Origin of the sequence: Streptomyces mobaraensis NBRC 13819 = DSM 40847 (assembly GCF_017916255.1) — a bacterium.
Lineage (GTDB): Bacteria > Actinomycetota > Actinomycetes > Streptomycetales > Streptomycetaceae > Streptomyces > Streptomyces mobaraensis.
On record NZ_CP072827.1, the window covers coordinates 356,315 to 378,812 of the forward strand.

Sequence of the window (22,498 nt, forward strand, 5' to 3'; positions counted from 1 at the left end):
TGCGGGTCGGGGTTCATCGGCGCCTGCGCAGGCGGGCTTCGAGGCGGTCGATGCGCTTCTGGTCGAGGCTGACCAGGCGGACGTCGGACGGGGTGATGCCGCCGGCGTGCGGGTCGGCGGTGTGCCGGGCGAGGGCGTCGAGCGCCGCGAACAGGCGGTCGGCGAGGTCGGCCACCTGGTCGTCGGTGAACAGCGCCCGCGGCCAGCTCCATTCGACGGCCAGTTCCGGCCGGCCGTCGGCGCCGGTGGTGACGACGGCGTCGAGCTCCAGCGGGTACGGCACCGGCATGGCCGGGTCGGGTGCGGCGCCCTCGGCGACGGCGGCCCGCTCCGCGTCGGGGGCGAACGGCCAGCGACCGTCGCGCGGCCCGCCCTGGTGGTCGGTGCGCCCCCGGTAGTTGAAGAGGAGCTGGGAGGCGGGGAGCGCGGCGAGCAGCGGCGCGGTCTGGGCGTTGAGGTGGCGCAGCAGGCCGTGGCCGAGTCCGCGGTCGGGGGCCGCCCGCAGCTGCTCCTTGACCCGCTTGAGGGCGTCGCCGGCCGCCGGGCCGCCGGCCAGGGCGGCGGCCACGTCGAGGCCGGAGACGTCCAGGCGGACGGGGTGGACGGTGGTGAACCAGCCGACCGTGCGCGACAGGTCGGGGGTGAGCCCGGCGGTGTCGCTGCCCCCGCGCCCGTGGCCTTCCAGGTCGATCTGGAGGGCGCCGGTGTACGCGGCGGGCAGGGCCGGGTTCGCGGCCCGGCGCCAGCCGGCGGCGGCGAGCGCGAGACCGGCCAGCAGGACGTCGTCCACGCCGGCGGAGAACGCCTGCGGCACGGCGGTGAGCAGCGGTTCGGTGCGGTCGGCGGGCAGGGTGCGGCGCAGGGTCCGCAGGGTGGCGGTGGTGTCGCGGCGCGGGTCGACGGGCGTACGGGACAGGGGTGCCTGCGGCCCGGCGAGCGCGGTGCGCCAGTGGGCGGCCTCGGAGGCGCGGGCCCGGGTGTGGGCGTGCTCCAGCAGTCGAGCCGTCCAGGTGCGCAGCCCGGTCGCCTCGGGTTCGAGGGCGGGGGTGCGGCCTTCGGCCCGGGCCGCGTACGCCTCGGCGAGTTCGGGGAGCAGGACGCGCCAGGAGACGCCGTCCACGGCCAGGTGGTGGACGGTCAGCAGGAGCCGGCCGTCGGCGTCCGGCCCGGCGTCGCCGTGCACGGCGCGCAGGACGGTGCCGGTGGCGGGGTCGAGCGCGGCGGCGGAGGCGTCGGCCTCCTTGACGAGCAGGTCCCGCAGGGCGGCGGCGTCCAGGCCGGTGAGGTCGGCCTGCCGCAGGGTGGCCGGGTCCGTCACGGCGGGGGCCGTGTCGGCGGGCAGGATCTCCTGCGTCCACAGCCCGTCGGTCCGGTCCAGGCGCAGGCGCAGGGCCGGGTGGTTGCGGGCGAGGTCGGCGAGGGCCGCGCGCAGGGGCTCGGCGCGCAGTCCGGCCGGGACGGTGAGCAGCACCGACTGGTTGAACCGGTCGATGGGACCGCCGCGTTCGCGCAGCCAGTGCACGACGGGCAGCAGGGGCAGCTCGCCGTCCTCGGCCACGGGCGCGGCGACGGGTTCCTCGCTGGGGGCCGTGCCGCCCGCCGCCGCGAGGGCGGCCGGGGTCGGGTGCTGGAAGACGTCCTTGGCGGCGACGGCGAAGCCGGCCTTGCGGGCGGCGCCGACGAGCTGGATGGAGACGATGCTGTCCCCGCCGAGGGCGAAGAAGTTCTCGTCCTCGCCGACCTCGGGCAGGCCCAGGACCTGCGCGAAGACGGCTGCCATGGCGGCGGCCGGGGTGCGCTCGGCACGGGCGGGGGTCGCCGGGCGGGCGGCCCGGCCCGGCTCCGGCAGGGCCTTGCGGTCGAGCTTGCCGTTGACGCTCAGCGGCAGCGCGTCCAGCAGGGCGACGACGGCGGGGACCATGTGCTCGGGAAGCTTGGCGGCGAGGGCCGCGCGCAGGTCCTCCGGGTCGGGCGTGGCACCCGGGGCCGGGACGGCGTAGCCGACGAGCTGCCGGGCGCCGCCGGGTGCCAGGGGCCGGGCGACGACGGCGGCCTGGGCGACGGCGGGCAGTTCCGTCAACGCTGCCTCGATCTCGCCGAGTTCGATGCGGAACCCGCGGATCTTCACCTGGTCGTCGGTGCGGCCGAGGTACTCCACAGAACCGTCGGCGCGGCGCCGGACGAGGTCGCCGGTGCGGTACATGCGGCTGCCGGCCGGCCCGTACGGGTCGCCGACGAAGCGGGACGCGGTCAGGCCGGGGCGGTTGAGGTAGCCGCGGGCGAGTTGGACGCCCGCGAGGTACAGCTCGCCGGGGACGCCGACCGGGGCCGGGCGCAGGGCCGCGTCCAGGACGTGCAGGCGGGTGTTCCACACCGGCCGGCCGATGGGGACGACGCCCGCGCCGGGCTCGGCCCGGTGGTGGGTGACGTCGACGGCGGCCTCGGTCGGCCCGTACAGGTTGTGCAGCTCGATGTGCGGCCACAGCGCGGCGAACCGGTCCACGGCGGCGGCGGGCAGCGCCTCACCGGAGCAGAAGACGCGGCGGACGCCGCGCAGCCCGGCGCGGATCGCCTCGTCCTGCTCGGCCGCCGCGGTGAAGGCGGCGAGCATGGACGGGACGAAGTGGGCGGTGGTGACGCCGGTGTCGGCGGCGAGGGCGGCCAGGTAGTCCGGCTCGCGGTGCCCGCCCGGCCGGGCCAGGACCACGGCCGCGCCGCCGACCAGCGGCAGGAAGAACTCCCAGACGGAGACGTCGAAGCTCGCCGGGGTCTTCTGGAGGATCCGGTCCGCGGGCCGGATGCCGTACGTCTCCCGCATCCAGTCGAGGCGGTTGACGATGGCCTCGTGGGTCACCACGACGCCCTTGGGGCGGCCGGTGGAGCCGGAGGTGTAGATGACGTACGCGGCGTGGTGCGGCGCGGCTTCCACCGGGGCGGCGGCTGCCGGGCCGGGCTCGTCGGCGAGGACGACGGGCGTCCCGTCGAGGCGCGGCAGCCGGTCGCGCACGGCGCCGACGGTCACCACGGCGACCGGCGCGGCGTCGGCCACCATGTCCGTCAGCCGATCGGCCGGGTGGTCGAGGTCCAGCGGCAGGTAGGCGGCGCCGGACTTCAGGACGCCCAGCAGGGCGACCATCAGCTCGGCCGAGCGCGGCACGGCGACGGCCACGATCCGGTCGGGCCCGGCGCCGAGGGCGGCCAGCCGCCCGGCCAGCTCACCGGCCTGCTCGTCGAGTTGACGGTACGTCAGCTTCTGGCTCTCGTACACGACGGCCGTCGCGTCGGGCGTCGCGGCGAGTCGCTCGGCGAACCGGGTGACGAGGGTGCCCGGGGCCACGGTGTGCTCGGTGGCGTTCCACTCCCCCGCCAGGGCCCGGCGCTCGCGCGGGCTGGTGACCTCGACGCGGTCCAGGGGCCGGCCGGGGGCGGCGAGGGTCTGTTCCAGGACGTGCAGCAGCCGCTCGGCGAGGAGTTCGGCGGTGGCGTGGTCGTAGAGGTCGGCCGCGTGGATGACGGTGAGGTCGGTGTGCGCGCCGTCGGCGGACTCCACGAAGGTGAACGCCAGGTCGAAGCGGGCCGCGTGCAGCGGATCGGGGAGCAGCGCGGTCCGGGCGCCGAAGAGGGCGTCCAGGCCGGCGGCCTCCTTGCGGTGCTGGACCATCACCTGGAACAGCGGGTGCCGGCCCAGCGACCGCTCGGGGCCGACGATGTCCACCAGCCGGTCGAAGGGCAGGTCCTGGTGGGCGAGCGCCCCCAGCACGGTCTCCCGGGCCCGCTCGACGAGCCGGTCGAAGGTGAGCGCGGCACCCTCGGGGGCGGTCAGGTCGTGCCGCAGGACGAGGGTGTTGACGAAGAATCCGACGACGTTCTCGACGGCCTCGTCCGCGCGCCCGGCGACGGGCGTGCCCAGGGCGACGTCCGTGCTCCCGGCGAGGGCGCCCAGCAGCAGGGCGCCGGCCGCCTGGGTGACCATGAACGGGGTGACGCCGGCGCGGTGAGCGTAGCCGCGCAGCGCCCGGTGCAGGGCGTCCGGCAGCCGCATCCGGACGGCGCCGCCGCGGCCGGTCGGCTCGGCCGGGCGGGGGCGGTCGGCGGGCAGGGTCAGCTCGTCGGGGAGGCCGGCGAGCCGCTCGGTCCAGTAGGCGGTCAGCCGCTCGTCGGCGGGCAGGTCGCGCTGCCACAGGGCGTGGTCGGCGAACTGCAACGGGAGCGGCTGCCACGCGGGCGCGGTGCCCTGACGGCGCGCGGCGTAGGCGGTGTCGAGGTCGCGCAGGAGCACGCCCTCGGACCACTCGTCGCCGACGATGTGGTGCAGGGCCACGCACAGCACGTGCGTCTCCGGTCCGGCCGTGAGCAGCGTGGCGTGCACCGGGGGCGCGGCGGCCAGGTCGAAGGCGCGGGCGCCGGCCTCGGCGACGGCCTCGTCCAGCCGCTCGGGGGCGACCTGCCGCACCTCGAACGGGATCCGGGCCTCCTCGGACGGCAGCACCTTCTGGTACGGGCGGCCGTCGGTGTCCGGGAAGGCGGTGCGCAGCGCCTCGTGGCGGGCCACGACGTCGGCGAACGCGGCGCGCAGGGCGTCGGCGTCGAGCGGTCCGTCGATCCGCAGCGAGCAGGGGATGGTGTAGGCGGTGCTCGGGCCCTGGAGCTGCTGGAGGAACCAGAGGCGGGCCTGCGCGGGCGACAGCGGCACCTCGGCGGGGCGCGGTCCGGCGGTGGGGCCGGGGCGGTCCGCGCCCGCGCCGTCCAGCCGGCGGGCGAGGGCGGCCGGGGTGCGGGCGTCGAACAGGTCGCGGATGGTGACGGGCGTGCCGAGGACCGTACGGACGCGGCCGACGAGGCGGGTGGCGAGCAGCGAGTGGCCGCCGAGGGCGAAGAAGTCGTCGTCGGGGCCGACGGCGGGCAGGCCGAGGACGTCGGCGAACGCGCCGCACACCAGGGCCTCGCGCTCGTCGCGCGGCGCCCGGCCGCCGCCGGCCGCGCCGGCGAAGGCGTCGGCGCCGGGCTCGGGCAGGGCCCGCCGGTCGAGCTTGCCGTTGACGTTCAGCGGCAGCGCGTCCAGGAGGACGATCGCGGCCGGGACCATGTACTCGGGCAGCCGCTCGGCGAGCGCGGCCCGCAGGCCGGCCGGGTCGGCGGTGGTGCCGGGCGCGGGGACGGCGTAGCCGACGAGGCGCTTGACGCCGCCCGCCGTGCCGCGTGCCAGGACGGCGGCCTGGGCGACGTCCGGCAGGGCGGCGAGGGCGGCCTCGACCTCGCCGGTCTCGACGCGGAAGCCGCGGATCTTCACCTGGTCGTCGTCGCGGCCGAGGTAGTCGAGGGTGCCGTCGGCGCGCCACCGGACGACGTCGCCGGTGCGGTACATGCGGGTGCCGTCCGGGCCGTACGGGTCGGCGACGAAGCGGGACGCGGTGAGGCCGGGCCGGTTGCCGTAGCCGCGGGCGAGGCCGGGCCCGGCGATGTACAGCTCGCCGGGGACGCCGGCCGGGACCGGGCGCAGCCGGGAATCGAGCACGTACACGCGGGTGTTGGCGATGGGCCGGCCGACGGACGGCGCGGGGCTGTCGTCGAGGGCGGCGCCGAGGGTGTCGACGGTGTACTCGGTGGGGCCGTAGAAGTTGTGGCCGATGACGCCCTCGGTGTCCCGGATGCGGGTCCACAGGGCCTCGTCGACGGCCTCGCCGCCGAGCAGGAAGAGCACCGGACGGTGCCCCTCCCCGTCGCTCTCACCGTCCAGCAGGCCCCACTCGACGAGCTGGCGGCCGAAGGACGGGGTGACGTCGAGGGTGTCGATCCGGTCGGCGCGCAGCCGGGCCGCGAGGGCCTGCGGGTCGCGGCGCGACTCCTCGGTGTAGACGTGCAGTTCGTGGCCGCAGACCAGCCAGAGGAGCTGTTCCCAGGAGGAGTCGAAGGAGAACGAGGCGGTGTGCGCGGCGCGCAGCCGGCGCCCGCCGGCGGCGTCCACGGCGCGGGCGAAGACGGTGGCGCGGTGGTGGTCGAGCATGTTGGCCAGGCCGCGGTGCGGCACCTGGACGCCCTTGGGGCGGCCGGTGGAGCCGGAGGTGTGGATCACGTACGCCAGGTCGTCGGGGCCGGGGCGGCGCGGGGTGACGCCCGGGTCGCCGTCGTCGCGCACGTCCTCCAGGAGGACGGTGGTACGGCCGTCGAGGGGCAGGCGCGCGACCTCCTGACGGGTCGTCAGGACGGCGATGGGTGCCGCGTCTTCCAGCATCAGGGCCATGCGGTCGGCCGGGTGGTCGAGGTCCACCGGCAGGTAGGCGGCGCCCGCCTTGAGGGTGCCGAACAGGGCGGCGACCAGGTCGGCGGAGCGGGGCAGGGCCAGGGCCACGACGGTGTCCGGTCCCGCGCCGAGGGCGGTGAGGCGGCGGGCGACGGCGTCGGCGCGGGCGTTCAGGTCGGCGTAGGTCCGGCGCCGCCCGCCGCACACGACGGCGGTGGCGTCGGGCGTCGCGGCCACCTGCGCCTCGAAGGCGTCGACGACCGTGCCGGCGGGCACGGCCCGCTCGGTGGCGTTCCAGGCGTGCAGCAGGGTGTCGCGCTCGGCCGGGGCGAGGACGTCGAGGGAGCCGACGGGCGCGTCCGGGCGGGCGGCCATGGCGTCGAGCAGCCGCAGCAGGCGTGCGCCCAAGTCGGTGGCGCGGGCAGCGGTGAAGGTGTCGGGCCGGTACTCGACGGTGATGCGCGGGGCGTCGCCCGGCAGGACGAGGACGGACAGCGGGTAGTGGGTGGCGCCGCGGTGGCCGATGCCGGTGACGCGCAGGTGCCCGGGGCGGCCGGACGGGTCGGGGGCGGTCAACTCGTCCGCGTCGACGGGGTAGTTCTCGAAGACCAGGAGAGTGTCGAAGAGGGTACCGAGCCCGGCCTGGGCCTGGATGTCGGCGAGCCCCGCGTACTGGTGGTCGAGCAGCCGCGACTGCTGCCCCTGCAGGCGGGCGAGGGCGGCGGCGACGGTCTCGTCCTCGTCCACCGTGAAGCGGACGGGGATGGTGTTGCTGAAGAGGCCGACGATGGACTCGACGCCGGGGATGTCGGCGGGCCGGCCGGAGACGGTGGCGCCGAACACGACGTCGGTACGGCCGGTGAGCCGGCTCAGCAGGACCGCCCAGGCGCCCTGCACGAGGGTGTTGAGGGTCAGGCCGTGGTCGCGGGCGAGCGCGGTGAGGGCGGCGGCGGTCGCGGCGGGCAGCGGCAGGTCGACCTCGCCGGCCGTGGCGCCGGCGGCCGGGTCACCGTCGGCCAGGGTGTCGGCGAGCAGCGTCGGGGCGGTCAGGCCGTCGAGCGCCGTCCGCCAGGCGGCGGTGTGCGCGGCGGCGTCCTGGCGGGCGAGCCAGGCCAGGTGGTCGGCGTAGGAGGCGGCGGGCGGGAGGGCGGAGGCGTCGCCGCCCGCCGCGTAGGCGGCGATGACCTCGCGCAGCAGCACGGGCGTGGACCAGCCGTCCATGACGAGGTGGTGGCGGGTCAGCACCAGCCGGTGCCGCTCGGCGCCGAGGCGCAGCAGGGCGCAGCGGAGCAGCGGCGGCCGGGCCGGGTCGAACGGGGTGGTGGCCTCGGCCGTCTCGACGGCCTCCACCGCGTCGGCCGGCGCGTCCGTGAGGTCGTGGACGGTCCACGGGACGGTGACCCGGGCGGCGACGGTCTGCACCGGGCGGTCGGCGGCGGTGTGGTCGAAGGCGGCGCGCAGGGCGGGGTGGCGGTTGGCGACCGCGTCGACGGCGCGGCGCAGGGCGGCCTCGTCGAGCGGGCCGGTCAGCTCCAGGCCGGTGAGGGAGGTGTAGAGGCCGTCGGCGCCGGTCTCGTAGAGGGCGTGGAAGAGGAGGCCGTCCTGGAGCGGGGAGAGCGGCCAGACGTCCTCGGTGCCGGGCCGGGCGTCGAGGACGCGGTCGAGCGCGGCCTGGCCGAGCCCGGCGAGCGGGACGTCGGAGGGGGTGGGCCGGGGCTCGCCGGCCCGGGCGGCCCAGGCGGTGAGCGCGTCCAGCGCGCGGAACCAGCGGTCGCCGAGGTCGCGGACGGCGTCCTCGGTGAGGACGCCCTCCGGCCAGGTCAAGACGGCGGTCAGCTCGGGGCCTCCGGCGCGGTCGTGGACGAACGCGCCGACCTCCAGGGCGTGCGCGGCGGGCAGTTCGGGGTCGCAGGCGGCGGCGAACGCGTCGCCGGACGGCGTCCAGGGGGCGTCGCCGGCGGCGAACCGGCCGAGGTAGTTGAAGAGCAGCCGCGGCGCGGGGGCGGCGGCGAGCACGGCACGCGCCTCGGGGTCGAGGTACCGCAGCAGGCCGTACCCGGTGCCGTCGTCCGGCAGGGCACGGAGCTGCTCCTTGACGAGGGTCAGGGCGCGCCCGACGTCGGCCGGGTCGACGCCTTCCAGGTCCAGGCGGGCGGGGTACTCGCTGGTGAGCCAGCCGACGGTGCGGGAGGTGTCGGCGCCGGGGACGAGGTGGTCCTGGCGGCCGTGGCCCTCCAGGCGCAGCAGCAGGTCGGCGCGGGCCGCGGCGCCCCGCCGCTCGCGGCGGCGGCCGAGCACGGCCAGGGCGAGGCCGGTGAGCAGCACGTGGTCGACCCCGGCCCGGCGGGCGGCGGGCACGTCGGCGAGCAGCGGCGCGGTGCGGTCGGCGGGCAGGGTCAGCCGCAGGGTGCGGCTGGTCGCGGCGGTGTCGCGGGCCGGGTCCACGGCCCGCTCGCCGACGAGCGACCCGGCGCCGGACTCCAGCACCTCGCGCCACAGCGGCAGTTGGGCGCGGACGGCGTCGGAGGCGGCGGCGGTGTGCAGGCCCTTCGCCCAGCGGCGCAGCGGGGTGCTCGCCGGCGCGAGCGCCTCGCCCTCGTACGCGGCCCGCAGGTCGGGCAGCAGGACGCGCCAGGAGACGCCGTCGACGGCCAAGTGGTGCACGGCCAGCACGAGCCGGCCGGGCGTGTCGGGGCCGAGGTCGCACCAGGTGGCGGCGAGGACGGTACCGGCGTCGGGGTCGAGGCGGTCCACGGCGGCGGCGCGCTCGCGCTCGACGGCGGCGTCGGGGTCGCCCTCCCTGGTGGCGTCCACGCGGTGGAGGGCGATGCCGGGGGCGGCGTGGACGGGGAGGATCTCGGTGGTCCACGTGGGGGCACCGGCGTCCGTGTCGCCGGTGCCGGGGGCCGGACGACACCCGGCACCGGTCGCGGACGGGTCCGCGGCGGACCCGGAGGTACCGGCCTCGCGCTCGACGACCGCGGCACGGCCGTCCCTCCGGTCCGCGACCGCGCCGTACCCGCCGGACTCGGTGCCGACGGCACCGCCGGGCACCAGCCGTATCCGCAGCGCGTCATGATGGCGCGTCAGCTCGCCCAGCGCCCTCGTGAGCCGCTCCGGGTCCAGCCCCGCGGGGACCGTGACCACGGTCGTCTGGGCGAACCGCCGTACCGGGCCGCCGCGTTCGCGCAGCCACTCGGTGATGGGGGTGGCGGGAAGCGGGCCGGTCGCGTCCTCGCGGCGGTCCTCGGTCGCGCCGCCGTCCCCGGCCAGGCGCTCCGCGACGGCCGCCACGGCCGCGATCGTCTTGCGCTCGAAGACGGTCCGGGGCGTGACGCCCCAACCCGCCTGCCGGGCGCGGCTGCCGAGTTGGATGGCGGAGATGCTGTCGCCGCCGAGGGAGAAGAAGTTGTCGTCGACGCCGACGGCGTCCAGGCCGAGGACGTCGGCGGCGACCTCGGCGAGCACCCGCTCGGCCTCGGTGCGCGGGGCGCGCGTCGCGGGCGCGGCGGCGGGCGCCGGGTCGGGCAGGGCCTTGCGGTCGAGCTTGCCGTTGAGGCTGAGCGGCAGGACGTCGAGGAGCACGACGACCGGCGGGACCATGTGTTCGGGCAGCGTGGCGCCCAGCGCGGCCCGCAGCTCCTCGGGGTCGAGGGTCCGCCCGGCGGCGGGCACGGCGTAGCCGACGAGGCGGCGCGCGCCGCCGGGGGTGGCCGCGCGGGCGGTGACGGCGGCCGCGGCGACGCCGGGCAGCGCCTCCAACGCGGCCTCGATCTCGCCGAGTTCGATGCGGAAGCCGCGCACCTTGACCTGGTCGTCCGTCCGGCCGAGGTATTCGACGACGCCGTCGCCGTGCGCGTCGACGGCCCACCGGACGAGGTCGCCGGTGCGGTACATGCGCGTACCGTCCGGCCGGTACGGGTCGGCGACGAAGCGGGAGGCGGTCAGGCCCGGGCGGTCGAGGTAGCCGCGGGCGAGCTGGACGCCGGCGAGGTACAGCTCGCCGGGGACGCCGACCGGGACCGGGCGCAGCTCGGCGTCCAGCACGTACAGGCGGGTGTTCCACACCGGCCGGCCGATCGGGACGGTGCCGGCGCCGGGCCGGGTGCGGTGGTAGGTGACGTCGACGGCGGCCTCGGTGGGCCCGTACAGGTTGTGCAGCGGCACCTCGGGCAGCGCGTCGTACCAGCGCTCGACGACGTCGCCGGGGAGGGCCTCGCCGGAGCAGAAGGCGCGGCGCAGTCCGGCGCAGGAGCGGGCGGCGGCCGGCTCCTCCAGGAAGGCGCGGAGCATGGAGGGGACGAAGTGCAGGGTGGTGACGTGCCGTTCGGCGATGAGCCGGGCCAGGTAGGCGGGGTCCTTGTGGCCCTCGGGGCGGGCGAGGACGACGGTGGCGCCCTCGCACAGGGCCCAGAAGAACTCCCAGACGGAGACGTCGAAGCTGGCGGGCGTCTTCTGGAGCACGCGGTCGTCGGCGCGCAGCCGGTAGGCGTGCTGCATCCAGGCGAGCCGGTTGACGATGGCGCGGTGGGTGACGACGACGCCCTTGGGGCGGCCGGTGGAGCCGGAGGTGTAGATGACGTAGGCGGCGTCGTCGGGGCCGGGGCGGGTGACGGCGGCGTTCTCGGCGTCTTCGGACGCGGGGCGGGTGGCGGCGGCGCCCTCGCCGTCCTCGTACGCCTCGTCCAGCAGCAGGGCGTTCTCGCGGAAGGCGGCCGGGAGCCGGTCCAGGACGGCGTGGACGGTGACGACGCGGACCGGGCGGGCGTCCTCGGCCATGGCGGCGAGCCGGTCGGCCGGGTAGTCGGTGTCGAGCGGCAGGTAGGCGGCGCCGGACTTGAGGACGCCGAGGAGGGCGGTCATCAGCTCGGCGGAGCGCGGCACGGCGACGCCGACGATCGTGTCGGGTCCGGCCCCGGCGGCGGCCAGCCGGCGGGCCAGCGCCTCGGCGCGGGCGTCGAGTTCGCGGTAGCTGAGGAGGGTGTCCTCGAAGATGACAGCGGTGGCGTCGGGGGTGGCGGCGGTCCGTTCGGCGACGCGCTCGACGAGGGTGGTGGCGGCGAGGGGCCGTTCGGTGGCGTTCCAGGTGCGCAGGACCGCCTCCCGCTCGCCGTCGGCGAGGAGTTCGGCGCGGCCGAGGGTGAGGTCGGGGTCGGCGGCGAGCCGGGCGACGAGGTCGGCGCAGCGCTCGGCGTGGCCGGCGAGCGTGGCGGTGTCGTAGAGGGCCGGGTTGGCGTCGAACTCCAGGTGCAGGACGCCGTCGGGGCTCTTGGTGACCGACACCGACAGGTCCTCGACCGGGCCGGAGGCGAGGTTCACGGTGTGCCCGGGGACGCCCGCGAAGTCGAGGTCGAGGTCGAAGGGCTTGATGTTGAGCATCGGCCCGTACAGCCGCGCGTCGCCGCCGACGAGGCCGAGGTCGCGGCGGATGTCCTCGCCGCGGTAGTGCTGGTGGCGGCGGGCGTCCTTGAGCTCTCCGGCGGCGCGCCGGATGAGGTCGGGGAGGGTGTCGGTGCCGGCGACGGACAGCCGGACGGGCAGCACGTTGACGGCCATGCCGGGGACGCGGAGGGTGCCGGGGGCGCTGCGGGCCATGAAGTGCATGCCGAGGACGGCCTCGGGGGTGCCGGTCATCCGGTGCAGGTAGGCGGCGACACCGGCGGTGGCGGCCTCGGCCCAGGTGGCGCGGACGCCGTCGGCGCGGGCCAGGACGGCGGCGGAGCGCTCGGCGCCGAGGGTGACGCGGTGCCGGAGGAAGGTGGAGGACGCCTGGGCGGTCTGCTCGGTGAGGCCGGTGGCGGCCGGGCGGCCGGTGTGCCGGCCGGTCCAGTAGGCGCGGTCGGCGGCGGGCCGGTCGGAGGCGAGGTAGGCGCGGTCGGCCTCGACGAGCCGGGCGACGGGCTCGAACGGCGAGGCGGGGACCGGCTCGCCGTGCACGAGCGCGGTGTAGACGGCGGCGACGCGGCGGGTGAACAGGGCGACGCTGTAGCCGTCGACGACCAGGTGGTGGAAGTACTGGAACCACAGGTGGTGGTCGGGGGCGACGGTGACCAGCAGGGAGCCGGTGAGCGCCGGGGGTTCGCCGTCGGCGGCGTCGAGCCGGGGCGGGCAGGACAGCTGGGCGCGGACGAGCTCCACGGCGGCGTCCACCGGGGAGGCGGCGCCGGTGGTGTCGAGGCGGGGCAGGTGCCAGGCGGCGGCGTCGAACGGGACGGGGACCTGTACGGTGCGGCCGTCGCGCTCGGCGAGCCGGACGTGCAGGCCGTCGGCCTCGGCGAGGGTGCGGCGGAGGGCTTCCTCCAGGGCCGGGACGTCCAGCGGGCCCTTGAGTTCCACGTACTGGCCGACGTTGTAGCCGGGGTTCTCCGGGTCGATCCGCTGCGCCGAGAGCACGCCCTCCTGGGCTCGCGTGAGCTCCAGGGTCCGTCCTGCGTCGCTGGTCACCTCTGGCATGGCGCCTTCCGGGTCGTTCGTAGGGGGTGGGAGTGGGGGTACGCGTGCCGGGGTCCGCCGGCCCGTCCGCCGGCGGGCCCCGGTGCGCGGGGGGTGAGGGGGTGGACCCCCGCCGCCCTACAGGCTCTTGAGGATCTTCTCGATCTGGTCGAGCACGTCGATCGAGGTGCCGTAGCGGTCGCTGGTGGCGTAGGTGACGGGCAGCACGTGGCCGTCCTTGGCCGCCTTGAGCAGCTTCCAGGAAGGCTTGTCCTGGAGTTCCTTGGTCTCCTTGGGCACCTCGCCGGTCGCCGCCGTGCGCGGGACGAGGATGACGTCGGCGTCGGAGAGGACGTCGATCTTCTCCTGGGAGTAGGTCACCTCGTGCTCCTTGCCGTCGGCGGACGCCTTGGCGAAGCCGGCGCCGACGTCGGAGAGGACGCGGCCGACCCAGGAGGTGCGGGTGTCCACGAGGAACTCGCCGTTGCCGTAGGAGGAGGCGAGGGCCCACTTCACGGACTTGAGCTTGTCGGCGTAGGTCGACTTGATCTTGTCGGCCTTCTCCTTGTAGGTGGCCTTCAGCTTGTCGAGGGCGTCCTCCTTGCCGACGGCCCGGGCGATCTTCTCCTGGGCGTCGTAGAGGTCGCCGGGGGTCTTGATGCCGAAGTAGAGCGTGGGGGCGATGCCCTTGAGCCGGTTGATCTTCCAGTCGAAGGCGGCGGCGCCCTCGACGATGATCAGGTCGGGCTTGAGGGAGGCGACCTTCTCGATGTTGGTCTCGATGCCGGAGCCGATCGAGGTGATCTTCTTGCCCTGTTCCTTCTGCGAGGGCAGGAGCTCCATCGGGTTGTTCTCGTCGATGGCGCTGGTGCCGACCGGCTCGACGCCGAGGTCGAGCAGGGCGCCCGTGGCGTAGGAGATGCTGACGATGCGCTCGGCCTTCGCCGGTACCGTCACCTTGCCGTCGCTCGTCTCGATCACCCGCTTCCCGCCGTCGCCCGCCGCGGGCTTGGCGTCGTCGGACGAGTCGTCGCTGCCGCAGGCGCTCACGGTGAGCAGGGCGGCGGCGGCGAGCACGGCCGCGACGCGGCTGCGGCCGGCCTTGCGGCCACGACGGACGGGACGGGTGTTCATGGTTCTCCTTGAGCGGTGCGGTGCGAGGGGCGGGATGGGGGAGGCGGGGGTCAGCCGCCGGCGGTGAGCAGGGTGTGCCAGCCGCGCAGGGTGGGGTCGGCCTCGGCGAGTTCGGTGAAGTCGGCGGCAAGGCCGCGGGCCCGCCAGCGTTCCACCAGGCTCATCAGCCGGATCGAGTCGAGGCCGAGGTCGCGCAGGTCCTCGTCGTCCGGCAGGTCGGCGGGGTCCTCGCCGAGGACGTCGGCCACGTCGAGGCGGAGGGTGTCGAGCGGGACGGGGGGCGTGGGCATGCGGAGTCCTTCGGGGGCTTGAGCGTGGAGGGCGGGGGTGCGGTTCAGCCGACGGGCGCGGCGACGGTGTCCGCGGTGTCGGCCCGTCCCCCGGCCCCGGCCCGGCCCGCGAGGACGTCCCGTTCGGTGCGGCGCAGCAGCAGCGAGTCGCAGATCTCGCCGGAGCGGACGGCCAGGGTGGAGAGCAGGGAGGAGGTGATGCCGTGGGTGTGCTCGGTGCCGCCCTGGAGGTAGATGCCGACGCGGACCCGGTCGGTGGTCAGGACGCGGTGGTCCCGGTCGACGCGCAGCCGGCCCTGCTCGTCGGTGAGGCATTCGGCGGCCAGGCCGCCGAGGAGTTCGCGGGGGTCGGCCGGGTGGTAGCCGGTGGCGAACACCACGGCGTCGCAGTCCAGCGTGAACGTTTCCCCGGAGGTCAGGGAGCGGATCACCGCGCGGGCGCCGTCCGCCAGGTCCTCGACGGCGGTGAGCCGGCTGGTGTTGAGGATCCGCAGCCGCTCGCGGCCCTGGACCTTCTCCTGGTAGGCGGTGCGGTAGAGCTGCTCGATGAGCTCGCCGTCGACCACCGAGTAGTTGGTGTTGCGGTGGTAGCCCAGCAGGGTCCGCTTGACGTCCTCGGGGGCGTCGTAGAAGTGGTCCACGGCGGCCGGGTCGAAGATGCGGTTGGCGAAGGGGCTGTCGTCGGCCGGGCTGTAGCCGTAGCGGGAGAAGACCGCGCAGACCTCGGCGTCGGGGAAGGTGCGGTGCAGGTACTCGGCGCTCTCGGCGGCGGACTGGCCGGCGCCCACGACCACGAACCGGCGGTGCCGGCGGGCGGCCGGCTCGGCGGCGCGGAACAGCAGGTCGCGGTTGTGCCAGACGTGCGGCCCGAGGGCGACGCCCTCGGGGAGGCGGGGGGCGAGGCCGGTGCCGAGGGAGAGGTTGCGGGCGCGCCGCACGGTCTCGTCGGCCGGGTCCCCGACAGCCCGCGAGACGACGTCCACGGCCTCGACCGTCGCGCCGTCCCGCACCGCGTGCACGGCGGTCGCGGTGCGGCCGTAGTCCACGGCGGAGCCGAACTCGGCGGCGCACCACTCCAGGTAGTCGTGGAACTCGATCCGGGTGGGGAAGAACGTCTTCTGGTTGATGAAGTCGGCGAGCCGGCCGCGGTCACGCAGGTAGCACAGGAACGAGAAGCGGCTGCTGGGGTCCCGCAGGGTGACCAGGTCCTTGAGGAAGGACACCTGCATGGTGGCGCCTTCGAGGAGCATCCCGCGGTGCCAGCCGAAGCGCTCCTGGCGCTCCAGGAAGCCCGCGCGGATCGGGCGGTCCGGGGCCCGGCGGTTGTGGTCGTCGATCGCGATGGCGAGAGCCAGGTTGGCGGGACCGAAGCCTATGCCGACCAGATCCTCGATGGGGGCGCCCGCCGTGTTCGCGCTGTCCCCGCGCCGTGCCGACATGCTCATCCTCTCGTCGTACCGCCCGTTCCGACTTTTACGGCCGTGCCGGCCGGGCATGGGTCGGGAAGGGCAACCCGCACACTCGTTGATTAGGTATGCCTAACCTAACTTTCTCGGCAGGTCAGGTGTCAAGTCCACCGTCAGATCTCGCGCCACAGGGGCCCCTTGGCGAGCCCCTCCCGAACGCCGGACGGGCCGGGTGGGCGCGCGTCGGCGCGTCCCTCCCGGCCCGTCTCCCCCGGAGGGGTCAGACGTCGAGCATCCGGGGCAACGCCCCGACGAAGGAGTCGACTTGCCCCTGTTCGATGACGAGCGGCGGCGCGAGCCGGACCACGTCCGGGCCCGTGGCGTTCACCAGGAACCCCGCCTCCAGGGCCGCCCGCTGCACCCGCGCGGCCACCGGCCGGTCCAGGACGAGTCCGAGCAGCAGCCCGGCCCCGCGCACCGCGCGCAGCAGCGGATGACCGGACGCCCGGGCTCCGGCCGCCAACCGCTCGCCCATGCGCCGGACATGGGCGAGGACGTCCTCTTTCTCCAGCGTGTCGAGCACCGCCAGGGCGGCGGCGCAGGACACCGGGTTGCCGCCGAACGTCGAGCCGTGCTGCCCGGGCGACAGCAGCCCGGCCGCGTCGCCGAAGGCCACGGTGGCCCCGATCGGCAGCCCGCCGCCGAGCCCCTTGGCCAGCGTCATCACATCGGGCAGCACACCGTCCGCCTGATGGGCGAACCAGTGGCCGGTGCGGCCGATACCTGTCTGGATCTCGTCCAGGACGAGCAGGGCCCCGGCCGCCCGGGTGATCTCACGGGCCGCCGCGAGGTAGCCGGGCGGTGGGACGACGACGCCGTTCTCGCCCTGGACGGGTTCGAGGACGACGGCGGCGGTCTGTTCCGTCACGGCGGCGCGCAGGGCGTCGGCGTCGCCGTAGGGGACGTGGGTGACGCCGCCGGGCAGCGGGAGGAAGGGCTGCTGTTTGGCCGGCTGGCCGGTGAGGGCGAGGGCGCCCATCGTGCGGCCGTGGAACCCGCCGTGCGCGGCGACGACGTACGGCCGCCCGGTCCGCCGGGCGATCTTGAACGCGGCCTCCACCGCCTCCGCCCCGGAGTTGGAGAAGAACACCCTGCCCTCGCGGCCCGCCAGCTCCAGCAGCCGCTCGGCCAGCGCCACCGGCGGCTCGGCCACGTACAGGTTCGACACGTGCCCGAGCGTCGCGATCTGGTCGGAGACCGCGCGGACCACGGCCGGGTGGGCGTGGCCGAGCGCGTTGACGGCGATACCGCCGACGAAGTCGACGTACGTCCGGCCGTCCGCGTCCCTGACGGTCGCCCCCTGCCCGCTCACCAGCGCCAGCGGGGGCGTGCCGTAGGTGTCCATCAACGCGCCCCGCCAGCGTCCGGCCAGCCGCTCCCCCGGTGTACGGATACCGTCGTCGCCGGTCACGCGGTCACCTCCGCCCGCGCCCCGGGCACGCCCGGCGGCGGGTCGGGCACCACGGTCGTCCCCACCGCCTCGTCCGTGAAGACCTCCAGCAGCAGCGAGTGCGGCACCCGGCCGTCCAGCACGTGCGCCGCGCCCACCCCGCCCCGGACCGCCCGCAGACAGCCCTCCATCTTGGGGACCATGCCGCTCGACAGGGCGGGGAGCAGTGCCTCCAAGTCGGTCGCGGTGAGGCGGTTGATGACGTCGTCGCTGTGCGGCCAGTCCGCGTAGAGCCCCTCGACGTCCGTGAGGACGACCAGCTTCTCCGCGCCCAGCGCCCCGGCGAGCGCGGCGGCGGCCAGGTCGGCGTTGACGTTGTACACCTCGCCGTCCGCGCCCCGGGCGACCGGCGAGACGACGGGGATCCGGCCGCGGTCGAGCAGCGCCTCCACCGTGCTCGGGTCGACGGCGACGACGTCACCGACGAGGCCGATGTCCACCGGCTCGCCGTCGACCACGGCCGGCCGCCGCACGGCGGTCATGGTGTGCGCGTCCTCGCCGGTCAGGCCGACGGCGAACGGGCCGTGCCGGTTGATCAGCCCGACGAGTTCGCGCTGCACCTGGCCGGCGAGGACCATCCGGACGACGTCCATCGCCTCCGGCGTGGTGACCCGCAGGCCCGCCGTGAACTCCGAGGCGATGCCGAGCCGGTCGAGCATCCCGCTGATCTGCGGACCACCGCCGTGCACGACGACCGGCCGCACTCCGGCGTACCGGAGCGACACCATGTCCTCGGCGAAGGCGGCCTTCAACGCGTCGTCCACCATGGCGTTCCCGCCGAACTTGATGACGACCGTCTTGCCGTGGAGGCGGCGCAGCCACGGCAGCGCCTCGATGACGGTCCGGGCTTTGGGCGCGGCGCTGCGCCGCGTGGGAAGTGTGGGGTTCATGAGGAGTAGGCGCTGTTCTCGTGGACGTAGTCGGCGGTGAGGTCGTTGGACCGGATGACGGCGGATTCGCCGCCCTCGGCCAGGTCGGCGGTGATGCGGACCTCGCGGGGCCGCATGTCGACGAGGTCGCGGTCGTCACCGACGGAGCCGTTGCGGCAGACCCACACGTCGTTGATCGCCACGTTCAGCCTGTCCGGATCGAAGGCCGCGGAGGTGGTGCCGATCGCGGACAGCACCCGGCCCCAGTTGGGATCCTCGCCGTGCAACGCGCACTTGAGGAGGTTGTTGCGGGCGATGGACCGGCCCACCTCCACCGCGTCCTCCTCCGACGCGGCGTTGATCACCTCGATGCGGATGTCCTTGCTCGCCCCTTCCGCGTCCCCGATCAGCTGCCGCGCCAGGTCCTCGCAGACCTCGCGCACGGCATCGGTGAACGCGGCGGCCTCCGGAGAGATACCCGAGGCGGCCGAGGACAGCAGCAGGACGGTGTCGTTGGTGGACATACAGCCGTCGGAGTCGACCCGGTCGAAGGTGGTACGGACGGCCGCGCGCAGGGCCTCGTCCAGGCCGGGGGCGTCCACGTCCGCGTCGGTGGTGAGGACGACGAGCATGGTGGCCAGGCCCGGCGCGAGCATCCCCGCACCCTTGGCCATACCCCCCACCACCCAGCCGTCCCGCTCCACGACGGCCGTCTTGTGCACCGTGTCCGTCGTCTTGATCGCGACGGCGGCCTGCTCGCCTCCCTCGGGGGAGAGTTCGGCGGCGGCCTTCTCGACGCCGGTCAGGAGCCGTTCCATGGGCAGCCGGACGCCGATGAGGCCGGTGGAGGCCACCGCCACTTCGGCCGCCGTCCGGTCCAGCACCCGAGCCGCGCGCTCGGCGGTGGCCCGGGTGTCCTGGAAACCGGCGGGGCCGGTGCAGGCGTTGGCGCCACCGGAGTTGAGGACGACGGCCGCCACCTCCCCCGACCTCAGCACCCGCTGCGACCACAACACCGGAGCCGCCTTGACCCGGTTGGAAGTGAACACCCCCGCCGCCGCCCGACCCGGACCCCGATTCACCACCAACGCCACATCCGGCGCACCACTGTCCTTCAGCCCGGCAGCCACACCCGCCGCCGTGAACCCCTTCGCCGCCGTCACACTCACGGAGCCACCCCTGTCGTGGAAAGTCCCAGCTCCTCGGCCAGCCCGAGGGCGATGTTCATGCTCTGCACCGCACCACCGGCAGTGCCCTTGGTCAGGTTGTCGATCGCACTGACCGCGATCACACGCCGCGCGGACTCGTCCAGGACGACCTGGACCTGCGCGGCGTTGGACCCGGTCACCGCCCCGGTCGACGGCCAGCACCCCTCGGGCAACAGACGGGCGAACGGCTCGCCGCCATACGCCTTCTCATACGCCGCGCGCACGGCGCCGGCGGTGACACCGGGCAACGCCCTGGCACTGCACGTGGCCAGGATCCCGCGGGGCATGGGCGCCAGCGTCGGCGTGAACGACACACTCACCGGCCCACCCGCCACAGCGGCGAGATTCTGCGCGATCTCCGGCGTATGCCGATGCCCACCCCCCACCCCGTACGGACTCATCGACCCCATCACCTCACTGCCCAGCAGATGCGGCCTGACCGCCTTGCCCGCCCCGGAGGTACCCGACGCCGCCACGACCACCGCCTCCGGCTCCACCAACCCCGCCCCGAAAACAGGCCACAACGCCAACGACACCGCCGTCGGATAACACCCCGGCACCGCCACCCGCCGCACCCCCCGCAACGCCTCCCGCCCCCCGGGCAACTCCGGCAACCCATACGGCCACACCCCCGCATACGGCGACCCGTAGAACCGCACCCACTCCCCCGCATCCCGCAACCGGAAATCCGCACCACAATCGATAACCAGGACGTCCGGGCCCAGCCGCTCGGCGACCGCGGCCGACCGCCCGTGCGGCAGGGCCAGGAAGACGACGTCATGCCCGGCGAGTACGTCAGGGGTCGTCTTCTCCAACACCCGTTCCGCCAGCGGGGCGAGGTGGGGCTGTACCTCGCCCACCGTCCGCCCGGCGTTGGAGTCGGCGGTCAGCGCGCCGATGTCGACGTGGGGGTGCCGCAGGAGCAGACGCAGCAGTTCACCGCCCGCGTATCCACTCGCGCCCGCCACAGCTATGCGCACCATGTCTGGTCCTCGGATCCGTTCCTCGCTCGTGGTCCTGCCACCGGTCGAAGCTTAGCTTAGGCTAGCCTTACCTTTCCTGGTCGGCGGGGCCCCTCGCGGGCGCCCTCCCGCCGCCCTCCGCCGGCGTCACCCGCGCGAGTGAGGTCTCCTCGCCGTTTGCCCAGAACAGGGCCGTTACGCGTCAACTCTTCCTGGTGAGGCGTCCGTTACTTCTGGTAGACAGCTCCCCGTCTCTCAAGGACGGCCGCCCCGCCGCCCGACGGAAAGGGAAGCATGGACGAGGAAGAAGACCGCCGCCTGTACGCGATCGCACCCGAGATCAGCCGGGTGACGGTCGGCCTGCTGCGGACGGTGGTCGGCCTGGAACCGGCCGAGCGGGTGCCGGAGGAGGCGCTGGGGGTGGCCGACGACGTGCTGGCGCGGCTCGGCACGGACGGGCTCCGGTCACTCGTCATGAGCCTGGCCGGATGGGCGGCGGTGGGCATGGAGAACGTCGCCCAGCTGACCGGCAAGACGTACGAGGCGCTCGTCGACGAGATCGAGCTGACCTGCCTCGAGGCCAACCCCGAAGGCTGAGGGCACGCGACCGCCCCGAACGGTCCAGCCACCCGGCGGGCCGCCGGTATCGGGCGGGCGCGCGGCCACCGCTCCCACCCCGGAGCGGACCCGGCGCCCTGGTGCGCCACACCGCGAACACACCCCCGGGCCGCCCTTCCCGCCCGGAGCCGCCCCCTCCTCGGCGCCTCCCGTCGGCCCCTTTCGGCTCCCCAGGGAACCCCGCACGGCCCGGGACGACCGCGCCGTGCGCCGCCGCGCGCGTCCGAGCGCCCATAGCAGCCGGCTCCCCCTCGCGGTAGGGCGGTCGGCCCGCGCCCGGAGGAAAAAGGGGGCGCACGGCTCAACTCCCCAGAAACCCGATAGGACTATTGCATTCTCCGCTAAGATGCTCCATCGAGCGATGCCATCGATCCGATGAGCGGCCCGACCCGGGCCGTGCGGGTGTGACGACGGGGACCGACTGCGCGTCAGCTCACCGGCCGGGCCGCGGCACGTGCCCCCACGCGCACCTGTCGCCCCGCACCTCCTGTGTCGTCCGACCCGTTGTCCGTCGCCGCTCCAGGACCAGGACCTCTCCCGCATTCGCGCAGGCACAGCCGCCGCAGCCCCTCGACCGCCGGAGGACAGCCGCCCATGCACCAGACCACCACGCTGCTCATCGAACTCGGCGTCGTCATTCTCGCCCTCGGTCTCCTCAGCCGGCTCGCCGGCCGGATCGGTTTCTCCCCCATACCCCTCTACCTCCTGGCGGGCCTCGCCTTCGGCCGCGGGGGCATCCGTCCGCTGGGCGCGAGCGAGGGGTTCGTCGCCACCGGGGCCGAGGTGGGCGTCGTCCTGCTGCTGCTCCTGCTGGGGCTGGAGTACAGCGCCTCCGAGCTGCTGAGCAGCCTCCGCGCCCAATCCCCGTCCGGGGCCGTGGACTTCCTGCTCAACGCCCTGCCGGGGGCCGCCGCCGGGCTCCTGCTGGGCTGGGGCGCGGTGGCCTGTGTGGCACTGGCCGGCGTCACCTGGGTCTCGTCCTCCGGGGTCATCGCCAAGGTGCTCGCGGACCTCGGCCGGCTGGGCGCCGAGGAGACGCCGGCCGTGCTCGGCGTCCTCGTCATCGAGGACCTGGCGATGGCCGGCTACCTCCCGCTGCTGACCGCACTCCAGGCGGGGCTGAGCGTCCGGGCGGGCGGGCTGATCCTGCTGACGTCCCTGGGCACGGTCACCGCCGTGCTCTACGTGGCGCTGCGCCACGGGCACGTCATCAGCCGGGCCGTATCCTCGGACAACCCGGAGCGGATGCTGCTGGTGGTGCTCGGGCTGACGCTGTCGTTCGCGGGGGTGGCGCAGGAGCTGCACGTGTCGGCGGCGGTGGGGGCGTTCCTCATCGGCATCGCGCTGTCGGACGAGGTGGCGGAGGACGCCCGGGCGCTGCTGTCCCCGCTGCGGGACCTGTTCGCGGCCGTCTTCTTCCTCTTCTTCGGGCTGAGCACCGATCCGGCGTCCGTGCCCCCCGTGCTGGGCCCGGCGCTGGCGCTCGCCGGGGTCACGGTGCTGACCAAGGTGGGGACGGGCTGGTACGCGGCCCGGCGGGCGGGTGCCGCGCCCGCGGGGCGCTGGCGGGCCGGCGGGACGCTGGTCGCCCGGGGCGAGTTCTCCATCGTGATCGCCGGTCTGGCGGTGGGCGTCGAGCCGCGGGTCGGGCCGCTGGCCACGGCCTACGTCCTGGTACTGGTGGTGCTGGGACCGCTCGCGGCGCGGTGGACGGAACCGCTGGTGCGCCGGGTGACCCGGCGGCGCGCCGTCGCGTCGGTGCCGGCGCAGGCCGGGCCGGTGCGGGCGGCGCCCGCGGTGGAGCACGCGGACACCCGCTGAGCGGGGG

At 75.4% G+C, this 22,498-nt stretch carries 10 protein-coding genes; 2 read left to right on the forward strand and 8 right to left on the reverse strand.

Annotation, left to right across the window (positions count from 1 at the left end):
• Positions 1–13 precede the first annotated feature (13 nt).
• From J7W19_RS01300 to argC, 8 genes are all read right to left on the reverse strand, one after another.
• Positions 14–12,685 carry a non-ribosomal peptide synthetase gene (locus tag J7W19_RS01300; protein WP_004945016.1) on the reverse strand — a complete coding sequence of 4,224 codons (12,672 nt, stop codon included), beginning with the start codon at positions 12,683–12,685 and terminating at the stop codon, positions 14–16.
• Positions 12,686–12,811: 126 nt separating this feature from the next.
• The gene (locus tag J7W19_RS01305; RefSeq protein WP_004956329.1) at positions 12,812–13,807 is read right to left on the reverse strand and encodes an ABC transporter substrate-binding protein; all 996 of its coding nucleotides are present in this window, start codon (positions 13,805–13,807) and stop codon (positions 12,812–12,814) included.
• Positions 13,808–13,857: 50 nt separating this feature from the next.
• Positions 13,858–14,097: a phosphopantetheine-binding protein gene (locus J7W19_RS01310; RefSeq protein WP_004956331.1), complete on the reverse strand. Its 240-nt coding sequence runs from the start codon at positions 14,095–14,097 to the stop codon at positions 13,858–13,860.
• A 44-nt stretch (positions 14,098–14,141) separates the two neighbouring features.
• The gene (locus J7W19_RS01315) at positions 14,142–15,536 is read right to left on the reverse strand and encodes a lysine N(6)-hydroxylase/L-ornithine N(5)-oxygenase family protein (RefSeq protein WP_004956333.1); all 1,395 of its coding nucleotides are present in this window, start codon (positions 15,534–15,536) and stop codon (positions 14,142–14,144) included.
• Positions 15,537–15,783: 247 nt separating this feature from the next.
• Positions 15,784–16,974, reverse strand: a complete 1,191-nt coding sequence (locus tag J7W19_RS01320; protein ID WP_411848819.1) for an acetylornithine transaminase — start codon at positions 16,972–16,974, stop codon at positions 15,784–15,786.
• Positions 16,971–17,903 carry an acetylglutamate kinase gene (gene argB, locus J7W19_RS01325; RefSeq protein ID WP_004956520.1) on the reverse strand — a complete coding sequence of 311 codons (933 nt, stop codon included), beginning with the start codon at positions 17,901–17,903 and terminating at the stop codon, positions 16,971–16,973. The genes J7W19_RS01320 and argB overlap by 4 nt, the downstream gene beginning before the upstream one ends.
• Positions 17,900–19,051 (reverse strand): bifunctional glutamate N-acetyltransferase/amino-acid acetyltransferase ArgJ, encoded by a 1,152-nt coding sequence (gene argJ / locus J7W19_RS01330; RefSeq protein ID WP_210455242.1) that lies wholly within the window; start codon positions 19,049–19,051, stop codon positions 17,900–17,902. The genes argB and argJ overlap by 4 nt, the downstream gene beginning before the upstream one ends.
• Entirely contained in the window at positions 19,048–20,073 is a 1,026-nt protein-coding gene (gene argC / locus J7W19_RS01335; protein WP_210455243.1) for an N-acetyl-gamma-glutamyl-phosphate reductase, read from the reverse strand. The genes argJ and argC overlap by 4 nt, the downstream gene beginning before the upstream one ends.
• Before the next feature lie 273 nt (positions 20,074–20,346).
• On the opposite strand from argC, the gene J7W19_RS01340 reads away from it, so the two are divergent.
• Together J7W19_RS01340 and J7W19_RS01345 are read left to right on the forward strand one after the other, a co-directional pair.
• Positions 20,347–20,649 (forward strand): hypothetical protein, encoded by a 303-nt coding sequence (locus J7W19_RS01340; RefSeq protein ID WP_004953812.1) that lies wholly within the window; start codon positions 20,347–20,349, stop codon positions 20,647–20,649.
• Between the two features lie 615 nt (positions 20,650–21,264).
• Positions 21,265–22,491 carry a cation:proton antiporter gene (locus J7W19_RS01345; RefSeq protein WP_004953814.1) on the forward strand — a complete coding sequence of 409 codons (1,227 nt, stop codon included), beginning with the start codon at positions 21,265–21,267 and terminating at the stop codon, positions 22,489–22,491.
• The last annotated feature ends 7 nt before the right edge of the window (positions 22,492–22,498 follow it).

What these genes read in the sequence shown, in the direction of transcription:
- J7W19_RS01315 (WP_004956333.1), bottom strand. Translation starts at nt 15,536, where the DNA reads ATGTCGGCACGGCGCGGGGACAGCGCGAACACGGCGGGCGCCCCCATC.
- J7W19_RS01345 (WP_004953814.1), top strand. Translation starts at nt 21,265, where the DNA reads ATGCACCAGACCACCACGCTGCTCATCGAACTCGGCGTCGTCATTCTC.
- argB (WP_004956520.1), bottom strand. Translation starts at nt 17,903, where the DNA reads ATGAACCCCACACTTCCCACGCGGCGCAGCGCCGCGCCCAAAGCCCGG.
- J7W19_RS01310 (WP_004956331.1), bottom strand. Translation starts at nt 14,097, where the DNA reads ATGCCCACGCCCCCCGTCCCGCTCGACACCCTCCGCCTCGACGTGGCC.
- J7W19_RS01305 (WP_004956329.1), bottom strand. Translation starts at nt 13,807, where the DNA reads ATGAACACCCGTCCCGTCCGTCGTGGCCGCAAGGCCGGCCGCAGCCGC.
- J7W19_RS01340 (WP_004953812.1), top strand. Translation starts at nt 20,347, where the DNA reads ATGGACGAGGAAGAAGACCGCCGCCTGTACGCGATCGCACCCGAGATC.
- argC (WP_210455243.1), bottom strand. Translation starts at nt 20,073, where the DNA reads ATGGTGCGCATAGCTGTGGCGGGCGCGAGTGGATACGCGGGCGGTGAA.